The sequence below is a fragment of the Prevotella sp. oral taxon 313 genome, assembly GCF_003043935.1.
In the GTDB taxonomy this organism is placed as follows: domain Bacteria; phylum Bacteroidota; class Bacteroidia; order Bacteroidales; family Bacteroidaceae; genus Prevotella; species Prevotella jejuni.
This window is the reverse complement of the sequence record NZ_PYXE01000001.1, coordinates 586,892-600,312: the sequence shown is the minus strand read 5'-3', so window position 1 is coordinate 600,312 and position 13,421 is coordinate 586,892. Positions and strand designations below refer to the sequence as shown.

At 39.6% G+C, this 13,421-nt stretch carries 7 protein-coding genes; all 7 read left to right on the top strand.

What is annotated here, in order from left to right:
• Window positions 1-59 precede the first annotated feature (59 nt).
• On the top strand, window positions 60-1,220 hold the full coding sequence (locus AXF23_RS16200; protein ID WP_233251222.1) for an ATP-binding protein: 1,161 nt from the start codon (window positions 60-62) through the stop codon (window positions 1,218-1,220).
• Between the two features lie 1,307 nt (window positions 1,221-2,527).
• On the top strand, window positions 2,528-2,860 hold the full coding sequence (locus AXF23_RS02405) for a hypothetical protein (RefSeq protein ID WP_009010290.1): 333 nt from the start codon (window positions 2,528-2,530) through the stop codon (window positions 2,858-2,860).
• A complete protein-coding gene (locus tag AXF23_RS02400) occupies window positions 2,844-3,953 on the top strand; it encodes a HigA family addiction module antitoxin (RefSeq protein ID WP_107624173.1) in 1,110 nt (369 codons plus the stop codon). Before AXF23_RS02405 ends, AXF23_RS02400 begins: the two co-directional genes overlap by 17 nt.
• 553 nt (window positions 3,954-4,506) lie before the next feature.
• Entirely contained in the window at window positions 4,507-6,369 is a 1,863-nt protein-coding gene (locus tag AXF23_RS02390) for a DUF4268 domain-containing protein (RefSeq protein WP_107624171.1), read from the top strand.
• A 9-nt stretch (window positions 6,370-6,378) separates the two neighbouring features.
• A complete protein-coding gene (locus AXF23_RS02385) occupies window positions 6,379-8,115 on the top strand; it encodes an LlaJI family restriction endonuclease (RefSeq protein WP_107624170.1) in 1,737 nt (578 codons plus the stop codon).
• Window positions 8,116-8,341: 226 nt separating this feature from the next.
• Window positions 8,342-9,061 (top strand): hypothetical protein, encoded by a 720-nt coding sequence (locus AXF23_RS16195; protein WP_233251221.1) that lies wholly within the window; start codon window positions 8,342-8,344, stop codon window positions 9,059-9,061.
• A 934-nt stretch (window positions 9,062-9,995) separates the two neighbouring features.
• The gene (locus tag AXF23_RS02375) at window positions 9,996-10,661 is read left to right on the top strand and encodes a hypothetical protein (protein WP_107624169.1); all 666 of its coding nucleotides are present in this window, start codon (window positions 9,996-9,998) and stop codon (window positions 10,659-10,661) included.
• Window positions 10,662-13,421 lie beyond the last annotated feature (2,760 nt).

The following is a 13,421-nucleotide window of genomic DNA, read 5'->3' as shown; positions in this document are numbered from 1 at the left end:
GAGGATATACCAAGGATAGAGCAACTGGGCGAGAGGGACTGACCTTGGCTGGTCTTTTTATGTTTGGAAAGGGATTAGCTATAAGAGAGCGTTTTGATAATATCCGTTTGGACTATTTGGATATGACAAACCTACAACCAGATAGTCGTTGGAGCGACAGGATGACCTATGATGGTAGTTGGGAGAACAATCTCTATAATTTCTTTACCCGTGTGTTAGCAAAATTAGTACGTGACATAAGACGCCCATTTATTCTTAAAGGTACAGAAAGAGAAGACGATACGCCGATACATAAAGCCATTCGTGAAGCATTGACCAACCTGGTAATCCATGCAGATTATATGATAGAAGGAGTATTAAGAGTTGAGAAGCATGATGATCGGTTCTACTTTTCCAACCCAGGTTCTCTGAAACTGCCTATTGCAGATATCTACAAGGGAGGAAATTCTAAAGCACGTAACCCTCATATCCAATCTATGCTACGTATGCTGGGCTATGGTGATAATATTGGTTCTGGTTTCCCGACTATTGTAGATGCTTGTAAGAAAGAAAACTGGAGAAAGCCATTACTCTGTGAATCTAATGATTTACACACAGTAGAGTTGACAATTTCTATGACATCTGTTATATCAGAAGAATGTATACAGCAGCTACGTACTATTCTTGGTGAAACAGTCTTTCAGTCGCTTGATAACGAAGAAGTCTTGATTCTCTCAGTGGCTTTGACAGAAGGAACTGTAAAGAATAGTTTGATACAAACTCTCTTAGACAAAAACTCTCTACAAGTAGGAAAACTCTTATACTCGTTGGTTGAAAGGAACATTCTTGTTACAGAAAGCAGAGGACGTTGGACTTCTTATGGGGTTAATCAGAACTTTAGAAAAGTTGAAAAGTCAAGGAGTAAAAGTCAAGGAGTAGTTGATGAAAAGTCAAGGAGTAAAAGTCAAGGAGTAATTGATGAAAAGTCAAGGAGTAAAAGTCAAGGAGTAATTGATGAAAAGTCAAGGAGTAAGCACAAGGAAGAAAAACAGATAAGGATTTTGGAGTTCTGTAAGAGTCCACGGACGCTTGCTGAGATAGCAAGGGAGTTGAACTTATCAGACCGCTATTATATGAAGCGGAACTATATAGATTCACTTTTGGAAGATGGAAGTCTGTGTGCGCTGCAGGAAGCCAAAACTGCACCTACGCAAAGATATATGGCTACAGAAAACAAGTAAAATGGTCAATATACAAACGATATAGAATTAACGAAACAGTCGCTGACCTCGGTATCGCATCGTTAGTTTACGTTTGAGACACTGATACAAATTGCGTTCTTCATAATTTTAGAGTGTTAATGATCCGCCTAAACTTAGGTTTCTGACGAAATGTCACACAGAGAAATGGAGGGTGCGGAGGATTATTAAAACAAAGCAAGTGATGGCATGGAGGCACCGACGGTGTGTGGAGAGACGGATGTTGGTTGCGGGTTTTATTAGTGACTTTATGTCCAAAGCGTTTATCCCAAGAGCTGTCAGGAGTCTGTACGCTACAGCTCCATCGCTCTATGTGCCGTCAGCATCTCCGTGAGATTGCCTTTAGCTCTGTCCCCTCAGTGTCTCTGTGTGGTTTATTATATAAGAGTTTTAGTTTATTACTCCATATTTCGTAAGAACCAAAAAAGAGATGAGAGGTTCGTTGGGAATTTTGTCTCTCATAGAGATCATGAATTGAACAGAAGACTTTCATCGAACGTCTTAGGTCGTGGTATGTTTTATTTCTCACAGAGTTCACGGATTTAACGGAGGGCTTTCTGCGAACGTCTTAAGTTGTTGGGAGTTTTGTCTCTCACAGAGTTCAAAGATTTAACAGAGGACTTTCTGCGAACGTCTTAAGACATTGGGAGTTTTATCTCTCACAGATTTTCACAGATGAACAGAGGCCAAGCTGCTAACGGGGGAACCCACAAACGTCTGCAAGCAGACGACAGAGGACACAGAATTTGCAGCCATATATTAAGAATTAATAGCTATCTGATGATAAGTATCAGGCTGGATAAGTGCGGAGGGTAGACGAAAAAAGGAATGTTTGCAGGTAATGTATTTAGCTATTGAGTCAACGTTTTAGCATTAAATATGTAGGGGGAGAAAGTACGGAGATGAGTGAATTGGAATATACAGACATGTAGAAAAACCATGAGTTTTACTTGTATTTTGGTTGATAAAATTGTATCTTTGCAGTAGAGAACACAGAGGCTATGTTGGAAAGGATTTCTAACAGTGATGCTGTACCGCCTTCTTTACAGTAGGATGAGTGTCTGCATATAAGTACGATAACTTCAAGCTCCGCAGCCGTCCTACCTTATATAGAGCCGCATCCTTGCGGCTCTTTTTGTATTCTTGGGTTAAAGCCATATAAGTTATTAGGCTCTAATGGACGATATGGGATAAAGATACTTATAAAAAAGTGTTAACGTCGTTTCTAAATTACCTTTTTTGGTAATTTTATTCTATCTTTGCACTATATAATTGAAGCATTTCACCGCATGAATATAATTTTCAAGGAAGAAGCCTTGTCCGAATTATATGAAACCGGTAAGACCAATGATAAAAAATACAAGAAACTTTGTAAGAACAAACGCTTGATAGGAGGCTATATCCGTGCCGTTAGTATGATCTATAACGTTGAGTCAACTGAAGAACTAAAAGCATTTAGTTTCTTACACTATGAGAAACTCAGACACCAGAAGGACAAGCCTATCAGTTCTGTACGACTTGTAAACGGATTGGTTGAGCGGCTGCTGTTTTCAGAGACGGACGATGGCATTGAAGTAGAATTAATAGAAATTGATAGTACACATTATGGCAACAAGAAATAACAGATTAGTTCCTGTCAGGGCAATCCACCCAGGAGAAATCTTGCGTGAAGAGTTGCGGGAACGTGGTATCAAGCAAAAGGATTTTGCAAAGCAGATTGGTGTGCAGGCAACTCATCTGAATGCCTTTATACGCGGTAAACGAAACCTGAATGATGATTTGGCAATGAAGTTAGAGAGTCATTTAGGAATACCCTATAAAACCTGGATGAACCTGCATAGCGGTTATATGTATGACCGTAAAGCTATGGATGAAAAGCAAAGCGAAGAACAAGAAGCTCGTGAATACGAAGAATCGTGTGCGGGTATTTTTAACTTAAAGCAGCTTTATAAGCGGTTAAACTTGTCACTTCTTTCATGTATTGAGCGAGTAACGAAATTAAAAGCATTATTCGATTTTGATTTACTGTCATCTAAAGAGTTGAGTCTGCAGGTAGTTGGTCGTTACAAGCATAGTGAGAAAGTACACATTGATGAGAAGAATATGCAAACTTGGCTTATTCTTAATTGGTTGGAAATATCACGTGCAACAATAGATAAGAAGTATCAAAAGGGAAATGGATTGAAGGCAGCAAGTGAGATTGCACATATGGCGAATAACGGTACACTTTCGACACAAGGTATAAAGGACTGCCTTAATGAGTATGGAATCGCCTATCTTTATGTTGAGAAATTAGATAAAACGCCTGTTGATGCTTATTCTACATTGGTAGATGGCTGTCCTGTAATCACGGTTACTTATCGTTATAATGATATGGATAAGTTAGCTTTTGATGTTCTTCACGAGTTGTGTCATATTGAAAGGCATCTTTCGGAAGATAATCAGGCGTTTATATCTACAGAAGAAACTCTTTATTCCAAAGATCCACGCGAAAAAGAAGCTAATGCCTTTGCAAGGCAGCAACTCATTCCTGATGATGTATGGAATAAAATTATTGGGGCAGGCTGTAAAATTTTGTCTCCACATAAGGTTGTCAGTGTTATAGCAAAAGAGGCTAAACGGCATGGCGTCAGTCCGTCTATAGCGGTATCAAGATATAAGCATGATACGAACTGGTATCAGACATCAGCTTATAAATCACCTAAAATCAATTGATAAAAACAGAAGAGGAGTTGGGGCATTTTTCCTAACTCCTTTTTGTTTTTAGCTGGATAAGTTGTATCTTTGCAACAGAAATAGGAAAGGTTTCACAAATACCGCGTCGGATTGCAGTTCCGAAGGGAAGGGTTTGGGAGCCTTTTCTTTTTTTCATAGGAACTTTAAATGACGAATTCGGTCAGTGACCATTGGTTGGGGGGCTTTGTCATTTTGTTTTTCTTTCCCTTATGTCATTATGGCTTTCGCTTCGTTATGACTTTTGTCCTTTCTGTCATTCTGTCTTCTGTTCCTTTGTCTTTGTATTCCTTTGTTTTTTCTGTCTTTATTTGTCATTCTGTTTGAAAATGATTATCTTTGCAGAGAGTATATATAACACTGTTGTGTACAGAGCAAGGAGAATGTAATCACATAGAATTACTGCGGTAAGAGTGAAAGAATACGGTTCTCTAAGTCGATGACAAAACACGTATATTACTTAGTTATATGGCTCATTATCATTATCGAGATATAGGATATAACTAAATCATCTTAGGCTAAATGAATATAAATTATGGGGTTGAATAACAGATTACAGATTGGTGATGTATCAAACAATGGGCAGGTAGAGATAGTTGATGAAGACAGATTATGTTATTTGGTAAGGTCAACAAGTAAAGGTGCTACAGGCTTACGTACCATCTCAAAGAGTCTGTTGGAAGAATATGTAAACTATTGGAGTGAGCATTCTGATGCTACATCTGAATCTGCAAGACAAGCATTGTCTGGGCGCAGTGAGATAGATAAGTTTGAGTATGGTTATACGTCAACACTGTCGGTAATGGCTCAAATGGTTCTTCAATCAACTCATAAAGTAAAGAATAACGTAAGCAGTCTCCCCCGCCAGCAAATCTTCTACGGTGCACCTGGTACTGGTAAGTCATTTACAATCAATCAGGAGATAAAGGGGGAGGATGTCATCCGTACTACATTCCATCCTGATAGTGACTATTCTTCTTTTGTGGGAGCATATAAGCCGACGACGCGAGAGATAACGATGCGTGACTTGTCGGGACATCCTGTCATTGAGCATGCGCAGATACTGACGGAGGAGAAGATTGTCTATGAGTTTGTTCCACAGGCTTTTCTACAAGCATATATTGCTGCGTGGGAGAAGTATGCTGCGTGTGACGAAGGCAATCCACAGCGACAGTTCTTAGTGATAGAAGAGATTAATCGAGGTAATTGTGCACAGATCTTTGGTGATTTGTTTCAGCTCTTAGATCGCAACCATAGCGGCTTCTCTGACTATCCTGTGAAAGCAGATACCGATATGAAACGTTATGTGGCTAAAGCACTAAAGGGATTGACTATTCCTCAAGCAGGTGCCATCAATAGCCTTTATGGTGGTCGTGATGTAGTGAGCGAGGTGTTGGAGGGAAATATTCTTCTGTTACCAAGTAATCTGTTTATTTGGGCAACGATGAATACCAGCGATCAGAGTTTGTTCCCTATAGACTCAGCCTTTAAGCGTCGTTGGGATTGGAGCTATATGCCAATATCGGATGCAAAGAAAGGTTATGTCATTGATGTTGCGGGCAGTCGATATGACTGGTGGCAGTTCTTAGAGGAGATAAACAAGAAGATAGAGAGCACGACCAATTCAGAGGATAAGAAGTTGGGCTATTTCTTTTGTAAGGCACATGGAGGCGTTATTAGCGCAGAGACATTTGTGGGTAAGGTTGTCTTCTACCTTTGGAATGATGTATTTAAGGACTTCGATTTAGTAGGTCCTATCTTTGATGATACAGTTGAAGGTGGAAAACTAACGTTTGCAAAGTTCTATACTGAGGGCGAAATGAAGACCAAGGTAAGGGCGGAGAAAGTGGCACAGTTCCTTGGTAACTTAGGCTTAACACCAGTTGAGGAAAGCGAAGAGGAATATAACGGACAGGCAGAGAATACCGATGACTCCGAGAATCCAAGGGCTACATGGTCGGTGTCAGAACGAAAGCGTTATGATTTTTGGGAGGCATTTTTAGCCTATGCACAAAAGAATGACGACTTTAAGACTTACTTTGGAGGAACCAAGAAGGCTGGTAAGGATCATTGGAAGAATTTCTATGTGTCTGGTGCTGATTTCTATATGTCTGTAGTTCTGAAACTTTGGGAGCGTGCTATTGCACTGCAAGTATATTTCGATAGAACCACAGATACTTATTATCATCTTGCTGATCAGAAAAAGGATATTGAAGCAGAGATGGATACAACGTATGAGTGGCGTGAGAATCCAGAAAAGAAATCAAGTACGATTGTAGAGCGGATAGACAATATAGATTTTGAGGATAAGGAACATTGGACTACCATCTTCGATCTTATTATTACACGAATACTTCGTATGCGTGAGGTCTTTGTTAAGTATTCAAAGCAGCAGTAGACACTCGTTATGCGAATCCTTATAGAAGAATATCAGTACGATGTCTCTAAGGTCAGGGACATTCTCTATGGTATTGATGCCTTAGAGAATATGGAGGGTAGGGTGTCTATCCATTACGTAGGGTATTATTATAATATGCTACTCAAGGATTGTGTCTTTATTCTTCCTAAGGTTTTGCTGAAGGATGTTGACGGTCAGGAACTTGTTTTTGGAAAGTATAAGCCAGAGGATATAGCCAACTTAGATACTTTCGACTCCAAAGAGCGTAGTTTTCTTTATAAGTTTGCTGTGTGGATATATCGTGCCATTGTGGTCTATAAGAATGATAGACGTAATGATACGAGAATAGTTTGTCAATCATATATAGCACAGATGTGTCATCGAGGACGCAGACAGAGTAATACCTACCTTGATATTCTTCTGTCGCTGATACAATTCAATCAAGACAATCAAAGTTTTTTCTTCTTTATCATAAAAAATCTGCATAGTGGTCTGAACAAGATTAATTGGCAACGAACGATAGCAACACAGACTGCTATTATTCAGAATGAGCAGGCTGTCTATCTAAACCCAGTTAACAAGCGAAGGCAGATAAACTTTGATGAAGAACTACTCATCATCTTCTTTTCCATCCTAAATTATATTGGTGACACCTACGGTTTTCCGAAGGATATCTGTTGCCAGTTCCAGCTCATTACCGGTAAGCGTTTTGATACCTATCTCAATGGATTTGGTAAGACACGTTTACGACAGATAAAGTATAAGTATTTCTCTGATAAAGCCTTACAGCTATGGCATTTGTGTTATAACTTCTTCGACGAAGCACAGCAGGTGATGGTTGCCACTGAACAACGGGACTACTTGTTGGTTAAAAACTTCTATGTTGTTTTTGAAGCCATTATTGATGAACTGATAGGCGATAACCCATTGCCAGATGGTATGGAGAAACAGCAAGAGGATGGGAAAATCGTTGATCATCTGTTCACGTCACAGAGTCTTATTGCTGGGGAGAACGAGCAAACGTATTATATCGGGGATAGTAAGTATTATAAGATTGGTCATGAGTTAGGAAGTCAGTCAATCTATAAGCAATACACCTATGCACGGAATGTTATACAATGGAACATTGATATTTTTAGCAATGGTGATAAGCCATCTTCGGGTGTTCGCCTGCGAGATGATGTGACAGAAGGCTATAATATCCTACCTAATTTCTTTATATCGGCAAAGCTGAATGAAATGTTCAGTTATGACGATGACAATATAGAGAAAACCGACAGAAAGAGAAACAGGCACAAGCGGGTACAGTTTGATAACCGACTCTTTGACCGTGACACACTGTTGCTGTCCCATTATGATGTGAACTTCCTTTACGTTCTTTCACTGTATGCGAGAGATAATCAAAGTCAGAAGACTGCGTGGAAAATGAAGGTAAGACAGTGTTTTTGTAAAGAGATACAGAAATGGTTGGATGAGGATTATGACTTCTATTTTATCAAAGCTAAGACTGGTGTTGATGATAAAGAATACTTTAAGACACATTTCCAGCAACTATTGGGAAAGTTTTACGCGCCTTTTGAGCAATATAAGGATATCTACTCCTTGGCACTTGAGAAGGGAGAGAAGTATCAGCAGGAGAATAAGTTGCTACTTAATCAACTCAAAGATTACTTTTTTGTTGAGAAGTTCAAATTAGAAAAAGATCAACAGGATGTATTGGTAAGGATAAGAACACAGACACATTAAGAATGAGTTGACAAGTGGACAAGTAGACGGGTAGACAAGTTGATTGTCTCATTCAACTGATTAGTTTGTCGTTGTTAACATCCTGCAAATCTGTTATTTCTCATGTAAGCCATTTACTCGTTGCGTGTCTTTCATGCCTGCAGAAACGTGGAGAGGTTATGGTGGCTTAACTTACGTATTAATGATCAGATAAGTAAAAAACGGTTTTGTTATCCACAAATAAGCAATGAAGATAATTGGATACAATCATCAAATGGGTAGTAGGGGCAGTAACGTGTTTAGCGATGCTACCCAAGGGAAAGGAAGAACACTATGCGCTTCTCGTTTACAATCAGGCTCTAATAAAATGGTTGTAAAGGTCATAGCCCTGTCTATTTTACTACTTTTCTCGTTTTCGTCTCAGCAGAAGGTTCTGTCGCAAACGTGTCAGCGTTTCGGCTCAAAGGCCACGAAGGAAAGATTTCTACTTGGTGATAGTCTTGTCGCCGATACTACTTTTCCAAGTCAGGTTAATAGCTCTTGTGCAAGAGGAAAGGATGGTTGTGTACTTGAAAAACTGTCAATAAATTATTACAGCATACTTTCAAGGATGTCTCGCTCGGCTCTGAAATTAGATAAGACTCATCAGCTATCACTCAAAATATATAAGAAAAAAAATAGTACGGAGGAACATATAAGTGCCTATGTCCTGTTATCTGTGAACAACGTGGTCACTGACTCGATTCTATGCTATGAATATTACAATAATGCCAATACACTTTCTTGTTATGAACAGATTTATTACATCAATATACGTCAACGCAAGATATGGACTGTTATGATGACTTTCGACGAAGAAAGTGCGCAAGCTGACGATACAAATACATACTTAATCGATTTACGTACAAACCGTTTTAGAATAGAAGACGGTAAGAATGAGCAAGCCTTAAAAGGCTGTAAACGATAAGGAAACAGCTTGGGGACTTATGCTCGAGTTTATAACTTAAATTCGATAAAAGCGAAAGGCATGAGAATATGGCAAGACTGAGTAGCCTTAGTACAGAGGGTAGGAAAAATAGAGTTATTCTTTTAATGAATAAAACGTGGATGTGTATATCCCGTTAACTTATTAGCTTGTCCACTTGTAAACTTTTTTACTTGTAAACTTATATTAGCTATAAGATAAAAGTTGTAATCCTTTTTATATTATTTACTCATTTAGAAAATCATACTTATCTTTGTGCTGTGGGAGATATGACCACTGCGACCAAACTGCGAAACAGGATAGTCTTAGTCAAGAACTTATCCTTGGCTGTTGTGTTTTTATAAGACTCCTAAGCAAGTGTCTGATGGGTTTAAGAGTATTGTAGAAATGCTATCAGAAAGAGAAACTTTTGTGAAGACAACTCTGAGACTTCATCGTTTAATAAATTTTGTTTATATCTTTACAGTAGGATGAGTGTCTGCATATAAGTACGATAACTTCAAGCTCCGCAGCCGTCCTACCTTATATAGAGCCGCATCCTTGCGGCTCTTTTTTTTTGAGTAGGTTATGCAGACCAAGTAAGTAACGGCTCGTGGTTTTTGTTTTGACGCAAAAAAGGCAGATGATAGTTTGTGTAATTAAAATATAATTACGATATTTGTATGCAACAAAGACCTATGCTTACAACTAAACGGCTATAATCTATAGATAGAATATCCTTTTTATTATAGAAATGGAATCGTTTTCTCGATATTAAGAGAATGTGATGAGCTGTACACAAAAGTGATATGGAGCTTTTTTCAATCTTAGGAGTAGGATAAAAAGTCAACCTGTAGAGTTATTTTATCCTTGTAGGGCAATAAGGTTTCTGCAGTAAATATTCGTTTAACTAATTTCTAATTCTTATTAAGTAAAGATGGAAGTAGAAAGATTACGTCAAAGAGCAAAGAAGAAATTACTTCGTGTCACCTTTCCTGATGGGAAGGTAATCTGTTGTAGCAAATCTGTAAACACGATGATAGCGGCTTTGGTAGAGATAGGAGCCGAGCGGTTCCCCTCAATAGAAATGACGATGTGTCACCTCCCATTACTATCTAAGACCATCTATCCACAGTATAAGGAGTGGATGAAGCCCATCTGCGACGGTTGGTATCTTAATACACAGGCTGACACCGAGACACGCTATATGCAACTTCGTTCTATCAGTCAGCAACTCTCCTTAGGGCTCGTCTTAGAGATGGGTGTAGGCTTTGAGGTGCAGGCCGCATCTGCGAAGGAGAAGAGGCAGCGGACACGAGATCGTCTTATTGTAAGGTTTGCTGATGGTGAATGTTTTGATAGTGTAAGAGCCTCGGAAACCTATCTTGGGACGATAAAGAAGTTGGGCGTAGAAACCATTATGCGCAAGCATATCCCATGGGGTAATTATGATCTCATTACTTCTACACAACAGACTAAGTATCAGGTTCAGATAGGTGACAATAGATGGGTGACGATTCCAACGACAACAAAAGACAAGGCAAGAGTGCTTAAGGTTATATCCGCAATGCTACATATTAAAATCGAGGTGACTTGCCTATGAACTTTGTTGTTTGAAGAACTTTGGTTTCTTGTTTCGCTTAGAAATATTAAAGAGCAGACATGAGACCAAAATATGGGTCTTCAGGATTTTGGAGTGATAAGGTTTGCCACTTGTGTTTAGAGTTTGAAGCAATGTCACACGGAGACACGGAGAGAACGGAGGATTATTAAATACAAAGCTATAGTAGTAACAGAGGCACCGTCGGTGCATAGAGCAACGGAGCTTGTTTGCCAATTCTATTAGCAATTTATATACAAAACGTTTATTCCAAAATATTTGTCAAGAATCTGTATGCTGCATCTCCGTCGCTCTTTGTGCCCTCGCACCTCCGTGACATTGCGTTACCTCCGTCCCCTCTGTGACTCTGTGTGCCTTATATGTAAGAGTTTTAGTTTATCACTCCATATTTCGGATGAGACCAAAATATCTTCAAATACGGCTACTTGTTCTGAGTTGAGAATCGTGTTGATGTGTTGAGAAGATACTCGTAGAACGGTGTAAAGAGTAGATACGATTTGCCATTCCGACGCAATCCTGTAATGAACTATATCATTCCATTCTGGCGTCGGTCCATTAGCCTTTGTAGATAAATGGGTCGTTCTATATTCATTCCTATTAGTTATTTATGCGTAAAAACGCAGTCTTTGCGACTACAAAGGTATGGCTCATTTTCTCACAATATCAATATTCTATTCGTTTTTTCGGCGTAAATACGCATTAATCAGTAAATAGTGCGGGTAGATTATGTGTATAGTGTGGGAACTATCTGACTAACTTTTTCTTGTTTCGTTTCACTGTTTTTCCTGCCTGAATCTTATTCGTAATGCTTCTGACGAGCTGAGCTACCTCCTCTTACTGCCTGGAAATCGCAATAGGAATAGGCTGGTTGCGTATATACTCGAGGTAGATGTAATAATCTCCGCCTCGTTGGTCAGCCAACAATTTACCAGCCATTGAGGAATTGAGGACACCCAGTAAATAAAGCAAGTTAGCTCACTCTGTCATTCTGTCTATAAATATAAAGGAATGAGCGGCCCCTCTCTCAACAACAACTGGCCCCTCCCCCGACCCCTCCCCCGCAGGGAGGGGCGTGATCACCGAGCTACCCCTACCGTCTTGCTGTTCGTTGCTTGTGGTGTTATTTGCAGTTGTGTATATCATAGTACTGGATACTCTGTTTCTTATTTGAGGTGCATTAAAATTCTTGTTAATGGTGTATATTCTGTCATTCTTTGTCTTTCTGTCATTCTGTCTATAAACATAAAAAACACGACAAAACATGTTCTTTCTGTCATTATATATTTTTGTGTCATTATGCCTACAAGCATTATATTTCCATTCAGTATGTATGCTTCATCCGTCTCTGTAACCTGCATGAAATCAGAAGGTTGCAAGTTGCGTTGAAGAAGGGCCTTATCAAGCATCAAGAAGGGCATGTTCTTGGACGTTGAAAGGCATGTTCTCGAATGGAGAAGGGCATGTTCTTGAAATGAGTGGGGCAGTGGGGTGAGGCTTCTGTGGCTGCAAGGTTCTGTGAAATCGGTTGACTTAATGTCTCTGTGGAATGCTGTGTGTTCTGTTCTTCTGTGTAAATCTGTGAGAAAAAGAACGCACCCTCCATGTGAGAAAGAACGTTTGAGATTCGCTGGGGAGTTTTTTCTCTCACAGAGCACACGGAGGTCACGGAGTTTTTTGGCGCACATTTCGAGCCCACAGAACGCCTTCGGCATACAGAGGTCACAGAGGCCTTTCAACTAAGATTGGCTGTAACGTTCTGTGTAATCGGTTGACTTAATGTCTCTGTGGAATGCTGTGTGTTCTGTTCTTCTGTGTAAATCTGTGAGAAAAAGAAGGCACCCTCGATATGAGATTAGGCCTATGAGACTTGCTGTGGAGTTTTTTCTCTCACAGAACTCACAGATCTAACAGAGCATTTTTGCGCACAGTTTCGATCTCACAGAACACCTTCGGCATACAGAATTCACAGAGCGTTACTGCCAATGAAGATACCAATAAGGAGGCAAAAGCAGCCTACATCCAGCCCATAGGGGTATCTCGGTGATCACTCCCCTTCCCTTCGGGGGAGGGGACGGGGGAGGGGCCAACTGGTAGTTAGTATGTGAGGTTACCCCTATTAGCCTGCTACTGATAGAATATAAGGCTTGTTTTACCTACGCGCCTCCTGCCTGTGAGCACAATAAAGCGGGAATAATCGTTGTATGCCTGAGCCTGTAAATCCCTAAGAACGGTCATCTCGCGTACTCTATCATAGAACTTTTTCATAAAATGTTATGGCTATAAATTTTACAGATATAACTTTTCAATCGCAAAGATAAGTAAATTATTGAATATAACAAACCTCTAAGAGGATAATATGGTTCAGCCATTTATATGTTTCTTTAGGTCTATATTTTTCCTCGAAGACTTAATGTATAGGTTACTACGAATTACGCTAATGCCTCGAATATGGGCTTATACGTTTTACTACGAATTACACTAATGCCCCGAATATGGGCTTATACGTTTTACTACGAATTATGCTAATGCCTCGAATATGGGCTTATACGTTTTACTACGAATTACGCTGATGGCCCTAATACGGCCTTATACGTTTTACTACGAATTACGCTGATGCTACGAAATGTGGCTGTATATAGCACGTACACTTACAAGATAGAAGTGCACAGTATGATAGAAAGATATAATTTATGACCCCAGAGACTAAATAGCGGTTTGGCGAAACAAATAAAATAGAAGCAG